This is a genomic window from Rhodococcus sp. G-MC3 (genome assembly GCF_030063335.1).
GTDB lineage: Bacteria > Actinomycetota > Actinomycetes > Mycobacteriales > Mycobacteriaceae > Rhodococcoides.
In genome coordinates this window covers 79,638-102,203 of record NZ_JASISW010000001.1, presented here as the reverse complement: position 1 = coordinate 102,203, position 22,566 = coordinate 79,638, and the positions used below count along the sequence as shown (strand labels likewise).

The 22,566-nt window shown below is 62.4% G+C and carries 23 protein-coding genes and 1 pseudogene; 16 read left to right on the top strand and 8 right to left on the bottom strand.

From position 1 onward, the window contains the following. Positions 1–33 precede the first annotated feature (33 nt). Positions 34–1,486, top strand: a pseudogene (zwf, locus tag QMK17_RS00480) (glucose-6-phosphate dehydrogenase). Position 1,487: 1 nt separating this feature from the next. Here the strand turns inward: zwf and QMK17_RS00475 are convergent. After that, on the bottom strand, positions 1,488–1,976 hold the full coding sequence (locus QMK17_RS00475) for a hypothetical protein (protein WP_283506383.1): 489 nt from the start codon (positions 1,974–1,976) through the stop codon (positions 1,488–1,490). Positions 1,977–2,074: 98 nt separating this feature from the next. Here QMK17_RS00475 and thyX point away from each other — a divergent pair, with 98 nt between their 5' ends. The 3 genes from thyX (at position 2,075) to QMK17_RS00460 (ending at position 5,673) form a co-directional block, all read left to right on the top strand. Then, on the top strand, positions 2,075–2,827 hold the full coding sequence (thyX, locus tag QMK17_RS00470) for an FAD-dependent thymidylate synthase (protein WP_283506382.1): 753 nt from the start codon (positions 2,075–2,077) through the stop codon (positions 2,825–2,827). 81 nt (positions 2,828–2,908) lie between these two features. Continuing rightward, entirely contained in the window at positions 2,909–3,817 is a 909-nt protein-coding gene (gene dapA, locus QMK17_RS00465) for a 4-hydroxy-tetrahydrodipicolinate synthase (RefSeq protein ID WP_283506381.1), read from the top strand. Then, positions 3,814–5,673, top strand: coding sequence for a ribonuclease J (locus tag QMK17_RS00460; protein WP_283506380.1), 1,860 nt, complete (start codon positions 3,814–3,816; stop codon positions 5,671–5,673). Before dapA ends, QMK17_RS00460 begins: the two co-directional genes overlap by 4 nt. A gap of 72 nt (positions 5,674–5,745) precedes the next feature. Here QMK17_RS00460 and QMK17_RS00455 read toward each other — a convergent pair whose 3' ends face one another. After that, positions 5,746–6,561 carry a sulfite exporter TauE/SafE family protein gene (locus tag QMK17_RS00455; RefSeq protein ID WP_442972660.1) on the bottom strand — a complete coding sequence of 272 codons (816 nt, stop codon included), beginning with the start codon at positions 6,559–6,561 and terminating at the stop codon, positions 5,746–5,748. Between the two features lie 47 nt (positions 6,562–6,608). On the opposite strand from QMK17_RS00455, the gene QMK17_RS00450 reads away from it, so the two are divergent. Then, positions 6,609–7,232, top strand: a complete 624-nt coding sequence (locus tag QMK17_RS00450) for a TIGR03085 family metal-binding protein (RefSeq protein WP_283506378.1) — start codon at positions 6,609–6,611, stop codon at positions 7,230–7,232. A 92-nt stretch (positions 7,233–7,324) separates the two neighbouring features. Then, positions 7,325–10,018 (top strand): FtsK/SpoIIIE family DNA translocase, encoded by a 2,694-nt coding sequence (locus QMK17_RS00445; protein ID WP_283506377.1) that lies wholly within the window; start codon positions 7,325–7,327, stop codon positions 10,016–10,018. A 67-nt stretch (positions 10,019–10,085) separates the two neighbouring features. Here the strand turns inward: QMK17_RS00445 and QMK17_RS00440 are convergent, their stop codons facing one another. Next, positions 10,086–10,367 carry a YciI family protein gene (locus QMK17_RS00440; RefSeq protein WP_283506376.1) on the bottom strand — a complete coding sequence of 94 codons (282 nt, stop codon included), beginning with the start codon at positions 10,365–10,367 and terminating at the stop codon, positions 10,086–10,088. A 48-nt stretch (positions 10,368–10,415) separates the two neighbouring features. Continuing rightward, positions 10,416–11,000, bottom strand: a complete 585-nt coding sequence (locus tag QMK17_RS00435) for an amino-acid N-acetyltransferase (RefSeq protein ID WP_442972659.1) — start codon at positions 10,998–11,000, stop codon at positions 10,416–10,418. A 113-nt stretch (positions 11,001–11,113) separates the two neighbouring features. Between QMK17_RS00435 and pgsA the strand changes: the two genes are divergently transcribed. The 5 genes from pgsA to QMK17_RS00410 all read left to right on the top strand — a co-directional run bounded on the left by pgsA (position 11,114) and on the right by QMK17_RS00410 (position 14,453). Then, positions 11,114–11,734 (top strand): CDP-diacylglycerol--glycerol-3-phosphate 3-phosphatidyltransferase, encoded by a 621-nt coding sequence (gene pgsA, locus QMK17_RS00430; RefSeq protein ID WP_283506375.1) that lies wholly within the window; start codon positions 11,114–11,116, stop codon positions 11,732–11,734. Between the two features lie 280 nt (positions 11,735–12,014). After that, entirely contained in the window at positions 12,015–12,338 is a 324-nt protein-coding gene (locus tag QMK17_RS00425) for a helix-turn-helix domain-containing protein (protein ID WP_283506374.1), read from the top strand. A gap of 159 nt (positions 12,339–12,497) precedes the next feature. Then, a complete protein-coding gene (locus tag QMK17_RS00420; RefSeq protein WP_283506373.1) occupies positions 12,498–13,310 on the top strand; it encodes a PspA/IM30 family protein in 813 nt (270 codons plus the stop codon). Positions 13,311–13,376: 66 nt separating this feature from the next. After that, positions 13,377–14,168: a phage shock envelope stress response protein PspM gene (gene pspM, locus QMK17_RS00415; RefSeq protein ID WP_283506372.1), complete on the top strand. Its 792-nt coding sequence runs from the start codon at positions 13,377–13,379 to the stop codon at positions 14,166–14,168. A 111-nt stretch (positions 14,169–14,279) separates the two neighbouring features. After that, positions 14,280–14,453 carry a hypothetical protein gene (locus QMK17_RS00410; RefSeq protein WP_283506371.1) on the top strand — a complete coding sequence of 58 codons (174 nt, stop codon included), beginning with the start codon at positions 14,280–14,282 and terminating at the stop codon, positions 14,451–14,453. A 13-nt stretch (positions 14,454–14,466) separates the two neighbouring features. Here QMK17_RS00410 and QMK17_RS00405 read toward each other — a convergent pair whose 3' ends face one another. Next, positions 14,467–15,357 carry a diacylglycerol kinase gene (locus QMK17_RS00405; RefSeq protein WP_283506370.1) on the bottom strand — a complete coding sequence of 297 codons (891 nt, stop codon included), beginning with the start codon at positions 15,355–15,357 and terminating at the stop codon, positions 14,467–14,469. A gap of 401 nt (positions 15,358–15,758) precedes the next feature. Here QMK17_RS00405 and QMK17_RS00400 point away from each other — a divergent pair, with 401 nt between their 5' ends. The 5 genes from QMK17_RS00400 (at position 15,759) to QMK17_RS00380 (ending at position 19,919) form a co-directional block, all read left to right on the top strand. Then, positions 15,759–16,346 carry a TetR/AcrR family transcriptional regulator gene (locus QMK17_RS00400; protein WP_336620118.1) on the top strand — a complete coding sequence of 196 codons (588 nt, stop codon included), beginning with the start codon at positions 15,759–15,761 and terminating at the stop codon, positions 16,344–16,346. A gap of 327 nt (positions 16,347–16,673) precedes the next feature. Continuing rightward, positions 16,674–17,822: a glycosyltransferase gene (locus QMK17_RS00395; protein WP_283506656.1), complete on the top strand. Its 1,149-nt coding sequence runs from the start codon at positions 16,674–16,676 to the stop codon at positions 17,820–17,822. 23 nt (positions 17,823–17,845) lie between these two features. Further along, positions 17,846–18,040, top strand: a complete 195-nt coding sequence (locus tag QMK17_RS00390) for a DUF3046 domain-containing protein (RefSeq protein WP_283506368.1) — start codon at positions 17,846–17,848, stop codon at positions 18,038–18,040. Positions 18,041–18,317: 277 nt separating this feature from the next. Next, a complete protein-coding gene (gene recA, locus QMK17_RS00385; RefSeq protein WP_283506367.1) occupies positions 18,318–19,355 on the top strand; it encodes a recombinase RecA in 1,038 nt (345 codons plus the stop codon). A gap of 9 nt (positions 19,356–19,364) precedes the next feature. After that, a complete protein-coding gene (locus QMK17_RS00380) occupies positions 19,365–19,919 on the top strand; it encodes a regulatory protein RecX (RefSeq protein ID WP_283506366.1) in 555 nt (184 codons plus the stop codon). A 117-nt stretch (positions 19,920–20,036) separates the two neighbouring features. On the opposite strand, the gene QMK17_RS00375 is transcribed toward QMK17_RS00380, so the two are convergent. From QMK17_RS00375 to QMK17_RS00365, 3 genes are all read right to left on the bottom strand, one after another. Next, on the bottom strand, positions 20,037–20,915 hold the full coding sequence (locus QMK17_RS00375; protein WP_283506365.1) for an amino acid ABC transporter permease: 879 nt from the start codon (positions 20,913–20,915) through the stop codon (positions 20,037–20,039). Further along, entirely contained in the window at positions 20,915–21,592 is a 678-nt protein-coding gene (locus tag QMK17_RS00370; RefSeq protein WP_283506364.1) for an amino acid ABC transporter permease, read from the bottom strand. Before QMK17_RS00370 ends, QMK17_RS00375 begins: the two co-directional genes overlap by 1 nt. Before the next feature lie 87 nt (positions 21,593–21,679). Beyond that, complete coding sequence (locus QMK17_RS00365) at positions 21,680–22,522, bottom strand: glutamate ABC transporter substrate-binding protein (protein WP_442972658.1); 843 nt, start codon at positions 22,520–22,522, stop codon at positions 21,680–21,682. Between the last annotated feature and the right edge of the window lie 44 nt (positions 22,523–22,566).

Here is a 22,566-nt window from a genome sequence, read left to right as displayed (position 1 = left end):
CAAGAATCGTTTCCAGGTGACACCATCGCTTATGTGACCTCGCGTGTGTCTGAGCAGTCGAACGAACTTCCGCCTCAGGTTGTGGTGCTCTTCGGAGCCACAGGCGATCTTGCCCGCCGAAAGCTGCTGTCCGGCATGATGCATCTCGCGTTGTCGGACCTGGCCCCGCGTATACGCGTTGTCGGAACCTCGCTCGAAGAGATGAGCAGTGACGAGTTTCGTCAGATGGCTCTCGAAGCGATCGACGAGTATTCCACCCGAAAAGTGTCCGAGGATCAGTGGCGCCAATTCGCGAGCAAGCTGACCTACGTCTCGCAGAAAGCGGGCCCTGCGGCTCTCGGTGAGGCAGTTTCGCTCGCCGAACTCGAGCTGGGACCGGGAACGAAACGGCTTCACTATCTGAGTGTTCCGCCGAAGGCCGCGTTGGCAGTGGTGGAAATGCTCGGTGCTGCCGATCTGGTCAAACGGTCGCGGATCATCATGGAGAAGCCGTTCGGTACCGATCTGGCAAGTGCGATCGCGTTGAACGCCAAGGTGCACGAAACGTTCGACGAAGATCAGATCTTCCGTATCGATCACTTCCTCGGCAAGGAACCGGCCCAGAACATTCTGGCGTTCAGATTCGCGAACGGTCTCTTCGAGCCCATCTGGAATCGAAACTTCATCGACCATATCCAGATCGACATCCCGGAGAAGCTGACGCTCGATGGCAGAGCGAACTTCTACGAGTCGACTGGCGCCTTCAAAGACATGGTCGTCACACCTGTTCCAGGTACTCGCATTCATGGCAATGGAACCGCCCACGGCGCTCGAACCTCGCGCGATCAGCGAGGAAAAGAACAAGGTATTCCGTTCGATGCTTCCGCTCGATCCACGAAACGTGGTGCGCGGCCAGTACTCCGGCTACAAGTCCGAACCGGGCGTGGCGCCGGACTCCGACACGGATACGTTCGTCGCCCTTCGATGTGAGATCGACAACTGGCGATGGGCCGGGGTGCCGTTCTACCTCAGAACCGGCAAACGACTCGCCGAAGGCCAGCGCATCATCTCGATCGCATTCAGGGAACCACCCAAAAGCATGTTCCCCACCGGGTCGGGTGTCGGGGCCCAGGGCCCCGATCACCTCACTTTCGATCTCGCCGACGCATCGAAAGTGTCGTTGTCGTTCTACGGTAAGCGGCCCGGCCCCGGTATGAGGCTGGACAAGCTGAGCATGCAGTTCGCGATCCAGGAGACCGAAGGCGTATCCGACGTGCTCGAAGCCTACGAACGGTTGATTCTCGACGCGATGCACGGCGACCACACTCTGTTCACCACAGCCGAAGGCATCGAGCGGCTGTGGGAAGTGTCCGCACCGTTGCTGGCCGACCCACCGCCCGTACGTCAGTACACACCGGGGTCGTGGGGGCCGAATGCGATCCACCAGTTGATCGCGCCGAACGCGTGGCGGTTGCCCTTCGAGCGAGCCTGGCGGGAAAGGAAGTAGGTCAGTACGGACGTTCCTTGCGCATCTGATCGCGCAGAGCGCCTTGGACGGCCTGCGACAGCCACGAATTGAGGGAGATGCCGTTCGCCCCGGCCGCTTCCTCCGCACGCTCCTTGACGTGTTCGACCATGCGCAGAGTGACCCGGCGCATTTCACCGGTGACATCGTCCATCGTCGGATACTCGTCCGCAAAGTCCGGCCCGACCTTGTCGGAGCCGAGTTTCCCTGCGCCCACCTCGTCGGAATTGACGTCACGGGTGACGTCAGCGATGGCTCCTGTTCCTGTCAGCCGTAGGTGGACTGAATGACCGTCGAAATTTTCCGAAATCTCGTCCGCGAAGTCGGAGAGTGCCTGGAGCAACATGAGCCTGGCCGACGCTTGGGCAGCGGCGCCCAACGCTTCGGCCGTCGCTCGTGTGTGCTCATCGCCGAGAGCGGCGGCAGCGAGAAGGTCGGCACGCAGCGACGCGGTGTACTTGTCTAGTTCCATGACGCCAGTGTGACGTCATATGTGGCGTCATGCAAGCAGTGTTCGACGCACCGATAGAGTCGGTCGGAAGGTTTCAGCAGCTCGAGGGGAGGACGACGGTGTCGAACACGGTGTCACTGAAGGTGCAGTTGGTTGCGAAGACCGAATTCAACACACCGCAGGACATTCCCTGGGATACCGATGCCGATGGTGGCCAGGCGCTCGTCGAGTTCGCCGGCCGCGCATGCTATCAAAGCTGGTCGAAGCCGAATCCCCGAACTGCGACAAACGGCTCGTACTTGCGGCACCTGCTCGACGTCGGCCATCTGTCGGTGCTCGAGCACGCGTCCGTCAGTTTTTATATAACCGGCATCTCGCGATCGTGCACGCACGAGTTGATCCGGCATCGACACTTTTCTTACTCTCAACTGTCGCAGCGTTTCGTACCCGAGCGAGACGCAAAAGTGATCGTTCCTCCTGCTGTCGATGGTGATCCCGAGTTAGAAGCGCTGTTCGAGAAGGCAACGGATGCGAGTCGGGCGGCGTACGTCGAACTCCTCACAGCGCTCGAACACAAACTCGACGCCGTCACGAACGCTGCGCTACGCGGCAAACAGGCGCGCCAAGCGGCACGGTCGGTACTGCCGAACGCAACCGAGACCAAGGTTGTGGTCAGCGGCAACTACCGGGCGTGGCGTCACTTCGTGTCGATGCGAGCGTCGGAGCACGCCGACATCGAAATCCGACGCGTGGCGGTCGAATGTCTGCGTCAACTCGCGGTCGTGGCTCCCGACGTATTCGGCGACTTCGAGATTTCGGCACTGCCCGACGGCTCCGAGGTCGCCCACAGTCCGTTCGTCACGGAGGTCTGATGCAGGTCCTGGTGTCGTCGGTCACGGCGACGGAGTCCCACCGGCAGAGTGACCCCGTTGCACCGGGTAACCTTTCTGACCATGACATACGGTGACGCTGCTCCTCCGGTCCAGTTGCCGTTCGGCACGGTGCTCACCGCCATGGTCACCCCGTTCACCGCAGATGGAAAGCTGGACATCGACGCGGGAGTGCGCGTGGCTCATCACCTCGTGGAGCAGGGTCACGACGGACTGGTACTGGCAGGCACCACCGGTGAATCGCCCACCACGACCGAGAACGAAAAGCTTGAACTGATGCGCGCTGTCATTGCCGCCGTCGGTCACCGAGCGCGAATCATCGCGGGTGCCGGCAGCAACGACACCGCACACAGTGTCGAACTGGCCCGCGATGCCGCACGCGCGGGAGCTCACGGACTCCTCGTCGTCACCCCCTATTACTCGCGACCGCCGCAGGCGGGTTTGTACGCCCATTTCACCGCAGTCGCCGACGCAACCGATCTCCCGGTGATGCTGTACGACATTCCGCCACGCTCGGTTGTGCCGATCGAAACGGAGACGCTGCGTAGACTGGCCGAACACCCGCGAATCCGTGCAGTCAAGGACGCAAAAGGTGACCTGAACGCCGGCGCCGAATTGATCGCATCGACGGGATTGCAGTTTTTTTCGGGGGACGACCCATTGAACCTCCCGTGGTTGTCCGTCGGTGCCACCGGCTTCGTGAGCGTGATCGGGCACCTCGTGCCTGCTCGGCTCCGCGAATTGCACACCGCATTCATGGTGGGCGATATAGCACGCGCCCAGGCCATCAACGTAAGCCTGATCCCGGTGATCAGATCGGTGGCGCGCCTCGGCGGCGTCACCGCCGCGAAAGCGGGACTACGACTCATCGGACTCGACGTCGGTGAACCCAGACTTCCCCAGGTGCCACCGAGCATCGACCAAATCGAATTGCTTGCAGCAGATCTGCGAGCAGCAGGAGTACTTGTATGAGCAGACCAGCACGATCACGCGGCCGCGCAACACGAAGCGCAGGCCCTCCAGCAGACAAGCCTGCACAGGCTTCCAAACCCGCACAGGGCTCCAAGCCCGTCGTGCAGAATTCGGCGCGCACCCAGCGTCCGGACCCTCGCCGCGATCAAACACGGAAAGAGTTCGACCCGACCGACCGCCTCGGCAGCCCGCCGAAGGCGCCGTTCAAGGGCCTGCGAATCGTGGCCCTCGGTGGCATCGGCGAGATCGGCCGCAACATGACGGTCTTCGAGCATCAGGGCAAGATCCTGATCGTCGACTGCGGTGTGCTCTTCCCCGAGGATCAACAGCCAGGTGTGGATCTGATCCTGCCCGACTTCAGGCATATCGAGAACCGTATGGCCGACGTTGAAGCTGTGGTTCTGACGCATGGTCACGAGGACCACATCGGCGCCGTGCCGTTCCTGCTTCGTTTGCGTCCTGACCTGCCCGTCATCGGGTCCAAGTTCACACTCGCTCTGGTCGCAGCAAAGTGCCGCGAACACCGCCTTCGCCCCAACCTCGTCGAGGTCATCGAAGGCCAAAAAACCACGCATGGCCCATTCGAGTGCGAGTACTTCGCGGTCAACCACTCCATTCCCGATGCCTTGGCTATCGCGATCAGGACCGAAGCCGGACTCGCTCTGCACACTGGCGACATCAAGCTCGATCAGCTGCCGCTCGACGGACGACTGACCGATCTCGCCGGGTTCTCGCGACTCGGTGACGAAGGGGTGGACCTGTTCTTGGTGGACTCCACCAACGCGGAGGTTCCCGGATTCGTCACGCCCGAGCGTGAAATCGGTGGAGTGCTCGACACCGTTATCGGCAAGGCCAAGCAGCGCGTGATCGTGGCGTCGTTCGCCAGCCATGTTCACCGAATCCAGCAGGTCATCGACGTCGCGGAGCGCTACAACCGCCGAATCGCTTTCGTCGGTCGATCGATGGTAAGAAACATGCAGATCGCTCAGGACCTCGGCTACCTCCGCGTGCCCGAGGGCCTCGAGGTCAACGTCGACACGGCAGCAACGCTGCCCGACGACCGACTCGTGCTGATCTCGACCGGATCTCAGGGAGAGCCGCTGTCCGCATTGTCGAGGATGGCACGCGGCGAACACCGCCAGATCAACGTGAAGGCGAACGACCTGGTAGTGCTGGCGTCCTCGCTGATCCCCGGCAACGAGAACTCCGTGTTCGCGGTGGTCAACGGCTTGGCCAAGCGCGGCGCCACGGTGGTGACGCAGCAGAACGCGAAGGTCCACGTCTCGGGGCACGCGTCCGCAGGCGAACTGTTGTACCTGTACAACGCCGTCCGCCCGACCAACGCCATGCCGGTGCACGGCGAGTGGCGGCATTTGCGCGCCAACGCTGCGCTCGCCAAGGCGACCGGTGTCGCCGAGGACCGCGTCGTGCTGGCCGAGGACGGCGTCGTCGTCGACATGGTCGACGGTCTTGCGCGCATCACTGGACAGGTGCCGGTGGGGCATGTGTACGTGGACGGTCTGTCGGTCGGTGACGTCGGAGATTCCACACTCTCGGATCGTCTGGTGCTGGGGGAGGGCGGATTCATCGCCATCACCGTCGCCGTCGATTCGACGACGGGCCGAGCGATCACCGCTCCCGAGGTGTCCGGTCGCGGCTTCTCCGACGATCCGGCCGCGCTCAAGGAAGCCGGGCAACTCGTCGAGTCGGAATTGCAGCGCCTTGCATCCGACGGTGTCACCGACACCCATCGCATCGCCCAGGCAGTGCGCCGGGTGGTCGGCCGTTGGGTCGCGGACAAGTACCGACGCAAGCCGATGATCGTACCGACGATCATGGCGGTCAAGCAGAAGTAGGTTCTTGATCTCTCACCCCGTCTCATACACGTGAGGCGGGGTGAGCTGTGTGAGCGTCGAGTCGTTCCCTCCCTAGGTGGCGAGCAGGCGCCACAGACCGATCAGGCCGATCACGACAATGGTGCCGCGAAGGGCCCACGGGGACAGCCGCCTGCCGTAGCGGGCGCCGACCGAACCGCCGACCAGCGAGCCTGCGGCAATCAAACCTGCGGCCGCCCAACTGATGTCGTCGAACGCGACGATTGTGTACGTCACTGCCGCGACGACGTTGACGATGAGAGACAGCAAGTTTTTGGCCGCGTTCATCCGCTGCATCGAGTCCGATAGCAACACTCCCATGACACCGACCAGTAGAATTCCCTGTGCTGCAGTGAAATAGCCGCCGTAAATTCCGACAGCAAACGTGCCGAATACCAAGAGCGACAGCTTCGTTCGGCTGACGTGGTCGACCGCCACTCCCGCCGCCTCGGATCTGCGTTTGGCCCACGCTTGAATCCGGGGTTGTGCCACAACGAGAATCAGTGCACCGATCAACAGCACCGGTACCACTGCAGTGAACACCGACGGCGGTAGATGCAGCAGCAGCCACGCACCGAGAAGTGCGCCGAAGAAGGAGGCAGGCATCTGCCACTTCAGTTGGTCCATTTGACCGCGCAGCTCGCGGCGATAACCCCACGTGCCGGAGATGCTGCCCGCGACGAGGCCTATCGCATTGGACATGGTGGCGATTTGAGGTGGGTATCCGAACGCCACCAATGTAGGAAACGTGATCAGTGTCCCGGAGCCGACGACCGCGTTGATCGCGCCTGCGCCGAATCCTGCAACGAGAATGACGAGAATTTCAGAGATCGGCACTGATCCGAGATTACGGATCGCCGCGCGACACATCGTGCACGGGTCACCTTCCGCGCACGGGGCACGTACCGTGGATCGATGTGAGCCTTGCACAGGACGAACGCGCCGAATTAGTACTGACCCTGACAGCGGTGGGGGAGTCCGCTCCCACACTCTGCGGAAACTGGACAGCCCGTGATCTCGCGGCGCACCTGGTCGTCCGCGAGCGAAGGCTGGACGCAGCACCGGGGATACTTCTTCCATTTCTATCCAGCTACACGAACAAGGTTCAGGAGCGCGTCGCGCAGCGACCGTTCGCAGACCTCGTCGACGACGTTCGTTCGGGTCCTCCGCTGTGGTCGCCGCTCAAGATCGTCGATCCGTTGATCAATGTCGGTGAGATGTTCGTCCATCACGAGGATCTACGACGGGCCGGTCCCGAATGGTCTCCGCGGATGGTGTCGATGGATCTGCAGAACCGGCTGTGGTTCTTGGCCGGGTTGATCGGCAGACGGGCGTACCGAGCTTCTCCGGTCGGGGTGGACCTGTTGACTCTGGACGGCCGAACTGCATCGGTGAAAAGAGGCCGAGGTAAGCATGTCGTTCTGACCGGACGACCGTCCGAACTGCTGTTATATGCATTCGGCCGCAGTGCTGTGGAGATCGACTTCGAAGGCGAACCCGGCGATGTCGACGCTGTTCAGGCGCTCGATCGGAGCTTCTGAGAGGTCTCGGACCCGTTGTTCGGGCAACTCGGATGCGCTGTTACTCGTGTTGCGGATGGTTATGAAGGTGCCGTTGCGACTAGCCTGAGGCCATGGCAGGAAGAACCAGCACCCGAAGTTCGAGAGCCGGCAGCGCCGGTGGCTCGTCGACATCGCGTGCGTCGGGGGGATCGACCAAGCCTTCCGGAGGGCGTACCGCACGGACGGTGACCACTCCGAAAAAGCCTACTGCGCCCCGCAAGGCGCCCTCACGCGCCGCACCCACGCGATCCGCGGCAGCACGCAGGCCCGGCAAGAAGAAGAACGGTGGCGCCCTGTCTGCAGTCGGACGGGGTATTTCCTCGTCGTGGTCGATGGCCGCCAAAGGCGTCGGTGCGACCACCCGCACCGTCTCCAAAGCGAAGGACATCGAGCATGGTCATCGCCGTGACGGCCTTGCCCTCGGTCTTCTCGCCTTCGGTGTCATCGTGGCCGCCGCCGTATGGTTCAGCGCAGGCGGTCCGGTGGGCGGCGGCATCGAGATCGCGGTACGCGGCGTCGTCGGCGGGGCTGGCTACCTCGTCCCAGTGCTCGCGGTAGGCATTGCGGTGCTCTTGATGCGTTCCGAACCGAACCCCGAGATTCGTCCCCGTCTGGTGCTCGGATCGATTCTGGTGACGTTGCCGATCCTCGGGCTCTGGCACATGGCAGCAGGTTCGCCTGCCGATGCAAAGGGACGCTCCACGGCGGGCGGCTTCGTCGGCTATGTAGCCGGAGGACCGATCGCTGACGGTCTGACCGTGTGGTTGGCTGTGCCTCTGCTACTGCTCGCCGGCCTGTTCGGCGTGCTGCTACTGACCGGGACCACTGTCCGCGACGTACCCGATCGACTTCGCTCGTTGTTCGGCACGGACAGTCGCGGCGACGAGTACGGCGAGTACGACCCGGCGGACTACGGATCGGACTTCGGAGACGACGACAACGGCGAGTACGACGCCGCACGATTCGATGCCGACGGGTACCCCGTGGACAGCCGAGGCACGGACCCTTACGGCAACTACCCGACCGAGGAGTACGTCCCGGTCAAGAAGCCCCGCGCCCGGAGGACTCCGCCGCCCGAGGCTCCGACCGAGGTAATGGAATCTGCTGCCGCTGTGGTTCCTGCTGCCGCTGTGGTTCCTGCTGGCGCTGTGGTTCCTGCTGGCGCAGCGGCACCTTCCGCGCCGCGACCGAAGCCCAAGCCGATCGTCAAGGCAGCGGAACTCAAGCCTGCCGAGGACGACAAGATCGTTGTCGATCGCGTCGTCGACGGGGACTACACGCTGCCGTCGCTGTCGCTGCTGATCGAAGGTGACCCGCCCAAGACTCGCAGCCAGGCGAACGACACGATGATCGAGGCCATTTCCGAGGTTCTCGAACAGTTCAAGATCGACGCTGCGGTCACCGGATTCACGCGTGGGCCGACGGTAACCCGCTACGAGGTCGAGCTCGGGCCGGGAGTCAAGGTCGAGAAGATCACCGCGCTGCACCGAAACATCGCGTACGCCGTCGCCACCGACAATGTGCGGTTGCTGGCACCTATTCCTGGCAAGTCTGCAGTCGGGATCGAGGTGCCCAACTCGGACCGCGAGATGGTGCGGCTCGCCGACGTGCTGACCGCATCGTCGACACGCAAGGATCACCACCCTCTGGTGATCGGTCTCGGAAAGGACATCGAGGGCAATTTCGTCAGTGCCAACCTCGCCAAGATGCCCCACCTTCTGGTGGCCGGTTCGACGGGTTCCGGTAAGTCGAGCTTCGTGAACTCGATGCTTGTGTCGTTGCTCGCTCGTGCGACGCCGGACGAGGTTCGAATGATCCTCATCGACCCGAAGATGGTCGAGCTGACGCCCTATGAGGGCATTCCACACCTCATCACTCCCATCATCACTCAACCGAAGAAGGCTGCGGCGGCGTTGGCGTGGCTCGTCGAGGAGATGGAGCAGCGCTACCAGGACATGCAGGTCAACAAGGTTCGCCACATCGACGACTTCAACAAGAAGGTTCGCTCGGGCGATATTTCCGCGCCGCTCGGTAGCGAACGCGTCTACCGGCCGTACCCGTACATCCTCGCCATCGTCGACGAGCTCGCCGACCTCATGATGACCGCACCACGTGACGTCGAGGACGCCATCGTGCGTATCACGCAGAAGGCCCGAGCCGCGGGTATCCACCTGGTGTTGGCAACGCAGAGGCCATCGGTCGATGTCGTCACTGGTCTGATCAAGACCAACGTGCCGTCGCGACTGGCGTTTGCGACGTCGTCGCTGACCGACTCGCGAGTCATTCTCGACCAGCCCGGTGCCGAGAAGCTGATCGGCATGGGCGACGCATTGTTCCTGCCGATGGGTGCGGGTAAACCGACGCGTCTGCAGGGTGCATTCATCACGGACGAGGAGATCTCGGCAGTCGTCGACTTCGCCAAGAATCAGGCGGAGCCCGAGTACAACGAGACCGTCACCGCAGCCAAGGCTTCGGAGAAGAAGGATGTCGATCCGGATATCGGCGACGATCTGGACGTGCTGTTGCAGGCGGTCGAGCTGGTGGTGTCAAGTCAATTCGGGTCGACGTCGATGCTGCAGCGAAAGCTTCGGGTCGGATTCGCGAAAGCAGGCAGACTGATGGACCTGATGGAGAACCGGGGTGTCGTGGGCCCGAGCGAAGGGTCCAAGGCCCGCGAGGTGTTCGTCAAACCGGACGAACTCGACGGTCTGCTGTGGTCCATCAAGGGCGGAGACCCTGACGCTGCGCCGTCGAACGACGAATGATCCGGTCGTGGGTGGGCAGTGGGTCTCAGAACCACCCATCTACCCACTCACGTGCGGCGAAGCTGGATCAGGCGAACGCGCCCATGACCGGGTTCCATTCGGCAATGTTGGAGCTTTCGACCAAGTTCTCGACGGCGAACGGATCCTGAGCAAATAGCCCCCGAACGGATTCCACGTCGGTGCCCTCCACGATGATCAGCGCACCGCTCCCATCCACGTACGGCCCGCTCGAGACCAGGACCTTCTGTTCGAGAAGATTGGCGAGCCAGGCGCGATGACTCGCGCGGTGGGCGTCGCGTCCGTCTGTGGTGCTGGGCGAGTAGGTGTAGTGAACGGCAAACAGTGCCATGAAAGCTTCCTTCTTCAAGTCGAGGACGTGAGGACATCCGAAATCTTGTCAGAGAGAGAGCAACATTCTTGTGTTGCCCAGGGTGTTCGGCTTCACAAAGCTCAGGTCGAGGAATTCGGCGACGCCGGTGTCATAGGACCGGCACATTTCCGCGTACACCTCTGCGGTGACCGGTGTCCCCTCGATCTCCGCGAATCCATGGCGTGCGAAGAAATCGATTTCGAACGTCAGCACGAAAAGCTTTTGCAATGCTAGCTCGCGTGCGACCCGAACCAACGTGTCCACGATGAGGTGGCCCGCTCCATGACCTTTGGCGGACGGGTCAACAGCAACGGTGCGGACCTCGCCGAGGTCGGCCCACAGTACGTGCAGCGCGCCGCAACCGAGCACCGTTCCGGCGCGTTCGGCCACCCAGAACTCCTGAACGGCCTCGTACAGCGTGACGAGGTTCTTCTCGAGAAGAATTTTGCCCGCATAGATGTCGATGAGCCGCTTGATCTCGGGGATGTCCGAGGTACGTGCTCGTCTGACGACCAACTCGTCGCCGCCGCGTACGGCCGAGGTGATGTCCGGAGCTGGGTCGTCGGCCGCGTCGACGTCGTGTCGACTCGCCCGATTCGGCGCAGAAGTCATGTGGTGAACAGTAACCAACGAGCCAACCGATATTCTTCTCGTGTGTCCCTCACCGAACTCGCCGCCGTCCACCTTCGGCAGTCCAGTCGGTGTGCGGTCGAGGGCGAGTCGCTATGACCGAACGTGGGCCCCAGTCGCCGCAGCTTCCGCACGGTAACTCTGCTACGGGCGCTACCGAACCGGTTCCGATCGTCAACATCGCCAATATCTTGACCGTCCTACGCATTGCCTTGGTTCCGGTGTTTCTCGTTGTCCTCTTTGTCGGCGACGGCCATGACACCTGGTGGCGAGTAGGAGCGACGGTCGTGTTCGCGGTGGCAGCGATCACCGATCGCATCGACGGCCAACTGGCACGCAAGTACGGCCTCGTCACCGATTTCGGAAAAATGGCGGACCCGATCGCCGACAAAGCGCTCATCGGCGCTGCGCTCGTCGGGCTCTCGATACTCGGGGACCTGCCGTGGTGGGTAACCATCGTCATCGCAGCCAGGGAGATTGGAATCACGCTGGCTCGTTTCGCCGTGATCAGGCACGGCGTCATTCCAGCGGGGCGCGGGGGAAAGGTGAAGACACTTGTTCAGAGTGTCGCCATCGGGATGTATCTGTTGCCGCTTCCCGACGACGTTCGTTTCGCCTCGGTGACGCTGATGGGCCTCGCCGTCCTCCTGACGGTCTACACCGGATTGGACTACTTGGTGCAAGCCATTCGTCTGCGGCGAGGCGTGAGCTCATGAGCGATCCGCTCGTGGGCGGTACGTCGCTCCACCAGCTTGCTGTCGGGAGACCGCTGGACCATTCGGCGCGATACAGTCCGCGAAGCCGTGTCGTTACTGCTTCGACGGGTGGGTGTCCCCACAGCCGTATAAGGTCGGGAACCAATCGAACCCTGTCCCGCGTTGTAGCTGAAGATGGTCGATAAAGAAGTACGAGAACACGGTCGAAACATGATTTCGGACAAAATGGTTTCGAGCAGGACGATGTCGAATGGTTCGTTCGTGAATGAGGAGGAGCGAGATGGCGCTGTTACTGCGTGAAGCGCTCGGCGACAGTCTGCGGCGCACTCGCGTCGCGCAGAGTCGTACGCTGCGCGAGGTCTCCAATACTGCACGTGTCAGCCTGGGATACTTGTCCGAGGTCGAGCGTGGACGCAAAGAGGCGTCGAGTGAATTGCTCGCCGCGATTTGCGAGGCCTTGGCGGTTCCGCTGGCCGATGTGATGAGTGACGTCAGCGAATCTTTGTCGGTGTCCACGAGCGAAACGGCAAAGCCGTCGCCGCGTATCGACGGCGACACCCGTGTGGTGATCCCTGCTCCCGCGCGCGCCCTTGCGGCTGCCTGAGCGGGAGCGAAGGTGCTACCACTAGGGTGGAAGCAGTTCTCACGTCAAACCGACTCGGCCAGTATCCTCGTGACACGGGCAGTTCATCGATGGTCGCTGCACACGTCAGCCGACCCCCTACGCGTGTAATGGCGCTCAAGATGGAGGCAGGATCAACCCATGGCTAATCCTTTCGTCAAAGCCTGGAAATACATGATGGCGCTCTTCAATTCCAAGATCGACGAGAAGGCTGACCCCAAGGTTCAGATTCAGCAGGCGATCGAGGACGCGCAGCGACAGCACCAGGCGCTGTCACAGCAGGCCGCGTCGGTGATCGGCAACCAGCGCCAGCTGGAGATGAAACTGAGTCGCCAGTTGGACGAGGTGGAAAAGCTCAATGCCAACGCTCGGCAGGCAGTCACTCTCGCCGATCAGGCAGCGAACGCAGGCGACGTCGAGAAGGCAACCCAATACACCAATGCTGCAGAAGCATTTGCGGCGCAACTTGTCACTGCCGAGCAGGGAGTCGAAGACCTGAAGGTTCTTCACGACCAGTCGCTGCAGGCGGCATCCCAGGCGAAGAAGGCCGTCGAGCAGAACGCGATGGCGCTCCAGGCCAAGGTCGCCGAGCGAACCAAGCTCCTGAGCCAGCTCGAGCAGGCCAAGATGCAGGAGAAGGTCAGCGAGTCTCTGCGTTCCATGGACAGCACTCTGTCGGCGCCGGGAAACACCCCGAGCCTCGATGCGGTACGCGACAAGATCGAGCGTCGTTATGCCGATGCCCTTGGTTCGGCGGAGCTGGCACAGAACACTGTGTCGGGCCGCATGATGGAGGTCCAGCAGGCATCCGTGCAGATGGCAGGCCACAGCCGCCTCGAACAGATCCGTGCGTCGATGGCAGGCGATTCACTTCCGTCGGGCAACTCGGCGGCTCCCAAGCCGTCTATCGCCAAGTCCCCGAACGCAACCCCCGAACCTCCCGCGCAGAACTGACGCAGGACGTTCCGGAGCGGGAAAATGACGAACGAACAGCATGGCCGACCACGGACGTGGTCGGCCATGCCCGTTTCGGAGTCAGTATCGGTGGTACGCGACGCGGCAGGCAACGCCAGGCGGATCGGCGAATCTGCAGCGGCGGCCGTGAGCCGTTGGAACGACCCGCGGCAGAAGCAGATTCGGCGAATCCGTCGTGCTCGGCGCCGGGGGTCATGGTTCGGGTCTGCCTCGGGAGTCTCGGCAGTATCGACGGCAGGACTCGCCGCAGCATCAGCTCCGGAGTGGACGATGCTGGCAACCGGAGGTACCGCAGCGGTGTTCGCGATACCAGCAGTGTTCGCGTTCAATAGGTTTCGGCGCCTGCGGGGGCAACCACTTCCCGTCGAGAGGCCGAGGAAAACGGTCTTGCCCTCTAGATCGTCGGCGGCGTACGAGCCGATCAATCGGCTCGTCGGTGCTCAGCAGAGCCTGTTCGAACTGTCCGGCATTCTTGCTCGATCGGAATTCGTCGATCAAGTAGAGCTGACCGAAACCAACGATGTGGCCGCCGCCGCCGCACGTGCCCTCACCGAGATGGCCTCCGATATCGTCGCCATGGAACGCGCAGCGGATGCGAACGCCCGGGCCGGTGCACACCTTGTGACCACCATCGCCGGCGCTGCCGGTGAACTTCTCTCGGGTGTCGATCAGTACGAGGACTTGGTGGCTGCCGCTGCTCGACTCACCAGCCCCGGCGGCGTGCCGTCGACCGCGGTAGACCGACGCAGAGCCGAGCTCGTCTCGGCAACGGATCGACTCGACGGATGGGCCAGCGCATTGGCTGAACTGGCCGAGATTCGCGGCCGACACATGTAAGTCGTTTCCCTCAGGGTGTTCACCCATCTTTCCCTGAAATCACCGGCGACCTGGTCATTTCACGGTCCGCTCGTGCCACGATCGGAAGTGACACAAGGGAAAGGGAAACGAATGATCTGGAAAATCCTGGGCATCATCGTCCTCGTTTGGCTCGCGTTCGCCGTCCTGGGAGCCGTGATCAAGGGGCTGTTCTGGGTCGCAGTGGCCGGTGCCATCGTGTTCGGCATCTACTGGCTCTACAAGGCGATCACTGCGGGCGAGAAAAGGGACCTGACCACTCTGTGAATCGACGCGGGATTCATGCGAGCGGCGACGAACGGCCCACAAGTACGTTGGCGGCACGAGAAACGGACTCGATGCGGACGGGGAGCGCGGAGAAACGCTCACCGTCCGCGTAGGCGGTCATCCCCGGGGCAGCAAGCAGGACCGATTTCGCCCTATGGGTCTCCACTTCGGGCAGCGATACGTGAGTGCCCTGGAACAAGGTGGGGGAACGTCGAACAAGCCGGGTGCGGCTCGACGCCACGACGATCGTGACATCGAGCAATCCGTCGTCGACGGCAGCTGCAGGGCAGATGGCCAAGCCGCCGCCGTACGTCGGGCCGTTGCCGACGGTGACCAGGGTCGCGTCGAATTCGAGCACCCGGCCGTCGATTTCCATCCGGTAAGCAATCGGCCGTAACTTGGTCAGCTCCAACATCACTGCCAGGGCGTACCGCAGTGGACCGGTCGGCCACCGCATTCTGTTGGCTCGCTCGGTGACGAGACTGTCGAATCCAGTCGAAAGCACTGTCGCGAACCACCGATCCTGGGCCCGGCCCAAATCAATCGAACGCACTGTGTGGTCCATGACGATGTCGGCCGCCGCAGACGGAGAGTCGAGCGGTACCCCGAGCAGTCGTGCGAAGTCGTTGCCGGTACCCGCTGGGGCGACAGCGAGAGCTGTCGCCGTAGTGGCGACGGCTTGAAGCGCGAGATTGACCAGCCCGTCGCCACCGACAGCGACAAGAGCCTCGCAACCCGCCCGAACGGCGCGTCTCGTTGACTCCAGCGCATCTCCCGGAGTTCGACCCTCGATAGTAGTGACGTGCGCTCCACGTTCGCGCAGTCGCGCGATCACTGCTTCCGACACTCTCGGGGCGCGCCCGTTGCCTGCCGTCGGATTGGTCAGGACCGTCACTGCAGTCATCGGTTTCGACGGCTTCGGACCCGCGAATTTCGGTTCACGGCATCAGCTTGCCAGGGTTCGGCACAACGCCCGGGTCTACCGCAATTTTCATAGATCGTAGGTGCCGTTCCGACCTGGGCCCGACGCCGACGGGATGTTGGTTTCCGCGGTGCCTCACGAATTCCATGTCATCGTCGGTGACGACGCACCGAGCAGGTCCACCGGCACTCTTCACGCATGATCTATGGTGTTACAAAACTTGCATGTGTGTAACCCGGTCTCCGGTTGCCTGTTTCGTTGACCGACAGCTACGTGAACGGGGTGTGGCAGTGAACGAGGTGTGGCAGACCGAGCAGGCCGTGGCCTCTCCCGACCCTTCCAATCCCGCGGCCTCTCCCGACCCTGCGGCCTCTCCCGACCCTGTGCCCTCTCCAGACGCAGGGGCCGTCTCCGTCGAAGACCAAGTCCTCGATGCCGCCCGATCGTGCATTCTGGAATACGGCGTTCGGCGCACCACGTTGGCAGAGATCGCTCGGCATGCCAAGGTGAGTCGCCCCACGGTGTACCGGCGTTGGGCGGACACACGAGCGGTCGTTTCAAGCCTGCTCACCCGCGAAATCGGATCTCTCATGCCGTCGTTTGCTCCTGTTCCGTCTGCGCGCCTGCAGATCTCTTCTGCGGCGGGTGCCGCGGCCGACGCAATTCGAACGCATCCGTTGTTCGTGAAGATCCTGCAGTCCGACCCCGACATACTTGCGACCTACATCCTGCACCGACTCGGAACGAGTCAGTCCTCGATCATCGATGCCTTGTTACCTGTAATCGAACGAGGACAGCGAGATTCGTCGGTCCGTGACGGCGATCCGATTCACCTCGCCACTGTGGTGCTGTTGATGGTGCAGTCGGCAACACAGTCCGCGGGCATGGTCGCTGCGCGTATCCCCGGAGACGAACTCGTCACCGAAATCACCTATGCCGTCGACGCATATCTGCGGCCGCGTGCTTCGTGACATCCCGGTTCGACTCCGGACTCGACGCAGTGGGGCGCCGGGATCGCAAGCGTTGCAACGACCAGAGGGTTGCGACCCCCTCGCCTCAGGTCGATGGTGGTCGCACGTGAAAGCGCGGTCGCTCGAGGCATCCTGACCACGCGGTCCGCTCGTATCGCAGGTGTATCGAGCGATGGCAGTTCGTTGATTCGGGACCAGGCACGGTTGATCGAACAGTTGTCCGCGGCGATTACTGATGGTTTCGATTCCATCGCCGACGTCATCGACGTGTGCGTATCAAGACCGGCTATCGATTCGACAATCGGTGAACTGTGGCACGCTGAGCGCGTGCGAGTAGCGGTCGTAGCCGGTCCCGACCCCGGACATGCCTTTCCAGCAATAGCGCTGTGTCTCGCGTTCATCGCAGCGGGAGATACAGCGGTGCTGTTCACCGGTGCGCGGTGGATCGAGGGTGCGACCAAAGCAGGGATCGACACCCGACTCCTCAAGGGTCTGACGCCCCGGCCCGAGGACGACGACATGGACGCTGGCCAACGAATTCACTCGCGAGCGGCATTCATCGCGACCGAACTGCTGCCGGACCTCGTGGAGGTCGATGCCGACCTGGTGGTGTCGGACATTCTCACTGCAGGCGGCGGTTTGGCGGCAGAGCGGTTGGGAGTTCCGTGGGTGGAGCTGTCGCCACACCCGCTGTATGCGCCGTCGCGAGGGTTACCGCCCATCGGCAGCGGACTTGCCCCTGGCACCGGCATCCGTGGCCGGCTCAGGGACACGTTGATGCGCGCAGCGACGGGACGATCTATCGCGCAGGGAAAGGCGCAACGCAGCGCCGCGCGGGTCGGTATCGGCTTGCCTGCCGAGGACCCGGGACCGGTGGCGCGATTGATCGCAACCATCCCGGCGCTCGAAGTGCCGCGGCCTGACTGGCCTGCCGAAGCATTCGTTGTCGGGCCATTGCTGTGGGAGCCGACCGACGCCGTTCTCACGCCGCCGCCAGGCGCGGGACCAGTGGTGATGGTCGCCCCCTCGACCGCGTTCACCGGCGCAGAAGGAATGCTCGAGTGCACGCTCGAAGGGTTGGAGGGCAGTGGTACCCGTCTCGTGGCTTCGATGCTCGACACACCGCCCGCGGAACTGCCCGACTGGGCCTCCGCGGGGCTCGGCAGGCAAGACCATCTACTTCGTCACGCCGATGTCGTCGTCTGCGGAAGTGGTCATGGCCTTCTGGCCAAGGCCCTCATGCATGGAGTTCCCGTCGTCGCCGTTCCAGGCGGCGGTGACCAATGGGAGCTGGCCAACCGGGCGCAGCGGCAGGGGAGCGCGGTGCTTGTTCGTCCGCCCAGCTCGAAGTCGATCGGTGATGCGGTCATGAAGGTGTTGTCGGACCCCGCATACGCGAAGGCAGCGGCTGCGGCGTCTGCCAGCGGGAGCAACGTGGAGGACCCCGTCGCCATCTGCCGCCGTGTGCTGAGCTGAGCGGTGTTCGGTACGGTTGCGCCGTGCGCTTGACTGAATTTCGGGAACTGCTCGTGGACGAGTTCGGCGGAATGCAGGGGGATTCGATCCTTGTGGACCACGTCATCACCAGTCTGAACGGCCTCACAGGTGCCCAGGCGATCGAAGCTGGTGTCGATCCGCGTGAGGTATGGCGCGCGCTGTGCCGGGAATTCGACGTTCCCCGTTCTCGGTGGTGAACATGGGCCTGTGGTTGTTCCCGCAGGCTCCTCCTTTCTTTTACGGCGTGTCGGTTCCGTAGTCGAACAGGTGTTCCCCTATGCTCGTGTCATTCGGTGATTCTGCGTGAGCGGAAATAGCTGGAGCGAGTGACCAGGACACGCGGGAGCGAAGCCTGCGAAGTGACCGTAAAAATGCGGGAGCGGAGCCTGCGAAGTGACCGGAGAACAGAGTCTGTCGGTACCTCGCTCTAGCGTTACCGCCACACGCTGAACGAGACCACACAAGGAGATCACGATGGCTGCATACGATCGCGACAAAGCGCTCGACCTCGCACTTGCTCAGATCGACAAGAACTTCGGCAAGGGATCGGTGATGCGGCTCGGCGACGAAGTTCGTCAGCCGATCGCGGTCATCCCCACCGGCTCCATTGCGCTGGACGTCGCACTCGGCATCGGAGGGTTGCCGCGTGGACGTGTCGTCGAGGTCTACGGCCCTGAGTCCTCGGGTAAAACGACCGTCGCACTACATGCAGTGGCCAGTGCCCAGCGGGCAGGCGGAATCGCCGCATTCATCGACGCGGAGCACGCTCTCGACCCGGACTACGCCCAGAAGTTGGGCGTCGACACCGACGCATTGCTGGTCTCACAGCCCGATACCGGTGAGCAGGCTCTCGAGATCGCGGACATGTTGATCCGATCGGGCGCCCTAGACATCCTGGTCATCGACTCGGTGGCAGCACTGGTGCCCCGCGCCGAGATCGAGGGCGAAATGGGTGACAGTCACGTAGGTCTGCAGGCTCGTCTGATGAGTCAGGCGCTGCGCAAGATGACCGGTGCCATGAGCAACTCCGGCACCACGGTCATTTTCATCAATCAGCTGCGCGAGAAGATCGGCGTCATGTTCGGTTCACCCGAGACCACGACCGGTGGTAAGGCTCTCAAGTTCTACGCCTCTGTTCGCCTCGACATTCGTCGTATCGAGACGCTCAAGGACGGCACCGATGCAATCGGTAACCGCACCCGCGTCAAGGTCGTCAAGAACAAGGTTGCGCCGCCGTTCAAGCAGGCAGAATTCGACATCATCTACGGCAAGGGGATCAGCCGCGAGGGCTCGTTGATCGACATGGGTGTCGAGCACGGATTCATCCGCAAGTCCGGCTCGTGGTTCACCTACGACGGTGATCAGCTCGGTCAGGGCAAGGAAAATGCCCGCAAGTTCATGCTCGAGAACCCTGATGTCCGCGACGAGATCGAGAAGAAGATCATGGAGAAGCTGCAGATCGGTGCCGATGTCACGGCTACCGAGGACGCAGCAGCGCCAGTCGAGTTCTAAGCGGCCCTCATGGTGGAAAAGCCCACCGAAGGCGGCGGCACCGAAGCTCAGGCCAAAGACGCTTGCCTTCGGCTGCTGGCCGCCCGAGCGCGCAGTAGGTACGAGCTCGAGTCCAGACTGGCACAGAAGGGTTTCACTCCCGACGTAGCAGCAGTGGTGTTGGATCGCTTGGCAGTCGCCAATCTGGTCGACGATGCCGCATTCGCCGAGCAGTGGGTGCATTCTCGACATACCTACTCGGGCAAAGGCAAACAGGCTCTGAGTCGAGAGCTCCGTACCAAGGGTGTCAGTAACGAGGATGCGGTTGCAGCACTGGATCAGATCGACGCCGAGGACGAGCGTGAGCGGGCAGCAGAATTGGTCCAGAAGCGTTGTCGCACTCTGATGTTGCCGGATCCATCTCATCCGGATGCGCGCTCCGAGCGAGACAAGATCGTTCGCAAGCTGGTCGGTATGCTTGCCCGCCGTGGTTACTCGCAGGGAATGGCCTTCGGTGTCGTGAAGTCGGAGCTCGACCGTGCAGGAGCCGATACCGAAGACTTCGATGGCAGCGACCTCGGGTGATCGTCCACTCGAAGTAGGTAGCCGTCGAACAGCCGAGGCCCGCAACACCTTCACGGTGTTGCGGGCCTCGTCGTGTGTTCGTCCGAAAGCAAGCGGGGGAGATCAGACGGGGTGTGATCAAGCCCCGGCAGGATCGGCGCCAACCTCCTGCAGCGCCACAACCCCGCCGCCGGTCTTGCGCTTCTTCTGCCGCATCCGTCCCTCGACCACTGTCGCGAGCTTGGTCAACAGCGAGTTGATGACGATCATGATGATCGCGACGATCATCAGGGACGGCAGGTAGTTGCCGTAGAACGCGCCGACCTGCTGACCAGCACGAACAACTTCGACGTACCCGATGAGGTAACCGAGTGCAGAGTCCTTCAGCGCAACGACCATCTGAGAGATGATGGCCGGCAGCATCGCGGTCACGGCCTGCGGAAGAAGCACGATCGTCATGACCTGGCCCTTGCGCATGCCGAGCGCGGACGCGGCCTCGGTTTGGCCCTTCGGTAGCGAATTGACCCCTGCTCGAACAATTTCCGCGATGACCGATCCGTTGTACAGCGTCAGGCCAGTCACGACCGCTGCCAGTGCGAGGTACTTGACCTTGAAGACTTCGTACTCGGCATACACCGCGTAGAGAAAGATCATCAGGATCAGAACCGGCACCGCACGGAACAGTTCGACGAAAATGCCGCTGATGATTCGAACAGATCGGTGGTCCGACAGTCGGCCGATGCCGAGCACCGCACCCAGGACGAGTGCCAACACGATCGAGAGCGCTGCCGCGACCAGAGTGCCTTGGATTCCCGGCAGTAGATACGTCGTCCACGTGCTCGCGGTGACGAACGGCTCCCATTTGGCGGCCGTGATCTGGCCCTTCGAATCGAGCGCGAGGTACACCAGCACGGCGATTCCGAGCGAGACCAGGAGAACGACACCGGACAGAATTCGGTAGCGAACCTTGGCCTTCGGGCCGGGAACGTCGTAGAGAACAGCTACGGCGTCACTCATCACTTCACCGCCAATCGCTTGCTGAGGTACCCGAACAGCAGTCCGGTCGGAAGCGTCAGGACGACGAAGCCGAGGGCGAAGATTCCACCGACAGTGAAGATTGCCGCCTCGTTCTCGATCATCGTCTTCATGAGCAACGATGCCTCGGCGACGCCGATCACCGACGCGATGGTGGTGTTCTTGGTGAGGGCGATCAACACACTTCCCAGTGGTCCGATCACCGCGCGGAAAGCCTGGGGGAGTACGACGATGGTGATGTTCTGGGTGAAGGTCATCCCTAGCGATCGGCCGGCTTCTGCTTGCCCGACAGGCACAGTATTGATGCCCGACCGTAGTGACTCGGCCACGAACGAGGCCGTGTAGATACTCAAGCCGAGGATCGCGAGCCGGAAGTTGTTGTCGACGAGGAAGGTCGGCGAGTCCTCCGGCGCCAACGCAACACCCATCGTCTGGTAAAGCCCGAACGAGGTGAACAAGATGATGAGAGTCAGCGGGGTGTTACGGAAGATCGTGACGTAACCGGTAGCGAGGGCACGGGCGACCGGAATCGGTGAGACGCGCATCGCGGCAATGATCGTGCCGATGATCAGCGCGCCGATCGCGGACAGAACCGTCAGTTTCAACGTCATGATGAACGCGTCGACGATTTGATCGCCGTACTTGCTCAAAAGGTTCAAGGTAAGGGTGTCCAATCGGCTGGAACGGGCCGGTCACCGTGGTCGAGTGTCGAAGAAATGACACTCGACCACGGTTGGGGCGAAGCGTCAGTAACGGTCGACGGTGGGTGCCGCAGGCAACTGGTAGCCGGAGGCGCCGACGGTCTCGTCGAACGACTTCTCCCATGCGCCGCTGGACACCATTTCCTCGATCGCATCATTGATCTTGTTGCGACCATCGGTGTCGTCTTTGGCAAGGCCGATCCCGTAGTTCTCGGTGGTGAAGGGCTCGCCGACAACCTTCAGCTCGCCCGGGTACTGCGCGGCATAGCCGGCCAGGATTATGTCGTCGGTGGTAACGGCGTCGATAGCGCCGTTGCGGAGCGACTCGACGCAAGCGGAGTAGGTGTCGAACGGCTGCAACTGCACGTCCGGGTATTCGTCGGCGATCTTCTGAGCCGGTGTCGAGCCTGTGACCGAGCACAGCTTCTTGCCTGCAAGCGAGTCGGGACCGGTGATGTCGGTGTTCCCATCCGCGACCAGAAGTGACTGTCCGGCAACGAAGTACGGCCCGGCGAAACCGACCTTCTCCTTGCGGCTGTCGGTGATCGAGTAGGTGGCGACGACGTAGTCGACCTCGCCGTTCTGGATCAGTGTCTCGCGCTGCGCGGACGGTGCTTCCTTGAATGTGATCTTGTCGGCCGGTACGCCGAGCTTGTCGGCGACGTACTTGGCGACCTCGACGTCGAACCCGCTGAACGATCCGTCCGGGTTGCGCAGTCCGAGGCCCGGCTGGTCGTACTTGATGCCGACGATGAGGCTGCCGTTCTCCGCGCTGGAGGTGACACTGCGTTCTTCGTTACCGCCACACGCCGAAGCGACGACGGCCAGTGCGGCGAGACCGATGCCGAGACGTACTGAGCGGTGACGGAGCGAGCGATTGAGATTCACTGAAAGTTCCTCCATGTTGTGGTGCGGTGCCGGTGATTGTGCGA

What these genes read in the sequence shown, in the direction of transcription:
- pspM (WP_283506372.1), top strand. Translation starts at nt 13,377, where the DNA reads ATGCCCGTTTCGGAGTCAGTATCGGTGGTACGCGACGCGGCAGGCAAC.
- QMK17_RS00445 (WP_283506377.1), top strand. Translation starts at nt 7,325, where the DNA reads ATGGCAGGAAGAACCAGCACCCGAAGTTCGAGAGCCGGCAGCGCCGGT.
- QMK17_RS00440 (WP_283506376.1), bottom strand. Translation starts at nt 10,367, where the DNA reads ATGGCACTGTTTGCCGTTCACTACACCTACTCGCCCAGCACCACAGAC.
- pgsA (WP_283506375.1), top strand. Translation starts at nt 11,114, where the DNA reads ATGACCGAACGTGGGCCCCAGTCGCCGCAGCTTCCGCACGGTAACTCT.
- QMK17_RS00460 (WP_283506380.1), top strand. Translation starts at nt 3,814, where the DNA reads ATGAGCAGACCAGCACGATCACGCGGCCGCGCAACACGAAGCGCAGGC.
- QMK17_RS00375 (WP_283506365.1), bottom strand. Translation starts at nt 20,915, where the DNA reads ATGAGTGACGCCGTAGCTGTTCTCTACGACGTTCCCGGCCCGAAGGCC.
- dapA (WP_283506381.1), top strand. Translation starts at nt 2,909, where the DNA reads ATGACATACGGTGACGCTGCTCCTCCGGTCCAGTTGCCGTTCGGCACG.
- QMK17_RS00420 (WP_283506373.1), top strand. Translation starts at nt 12,498, where the DNA reads ATGGCTAATCCTTTCGTCAAAGCCTGGAAATACATGATGGCGCTCTTC.
- QMK17_RS00405 (WP_283506370.1), bottom strand. Translation starts at nt 15,357, where the DNA reads ATGACTGCAGTGACGGTCCTGACCAATCCGACGGCAGGCAACGGGCGC.
- QMK17_RS00455 (WP_442972660.1), bottom strand. Translation starts at nt 6,561, where the DNA reads ATGTGTCGCGCGGCGATCCGTAATCTCGGATCAGTGCCGATCTCTGAA.
- QMK17_RS00380 (WP_283506366.1), top strand. Translation starts at nt 19,365, where the DNA reads ATGGTGGAAAAGCCCACCGAAGGCGGCGGCACCGAAGCTCAGGCCAAA.
- recA (WP_283506367.1), top strand. Translation starts at nt 18,318, where the DNA reads ATGGCTGCATACGATCGCGACAAAGCGCTCGACCTCGCACTTGCTCAG.
- QMK17_RS00475 (WP_283506383.1), bottom strand. Translation starts at nt 1,976, where the DNA reads ATGGAACTAGACAAGTACACCGCGTCGCTGCGTGCCGACCTTCTCGCT.
- QMK17_RS00410 (WP_283506371.1), top strand. Translation starts at nt 14,280, where the DNA reads ATGATCTGGAAAATCCTGGGCATCATCGTCCTCGTTTGGCTCGCGTTC.
- QMK17_RS00435 (WP_442972659.1), bottom strand. Translation starts at nt 11,000, where the DNA reads ATGACTTCTGCGCCGAATCGGGCGAGTCGACACGACGTCGACGCGGCC.
- QMK17_RS00425 (WP_283506374.1), top strand. Translation starts at nt 12,015, where the DNA reads ATGGCGCTGTTACTGCGTGAAGCGCTCGGCGACAGTCTGCGGCGCACT.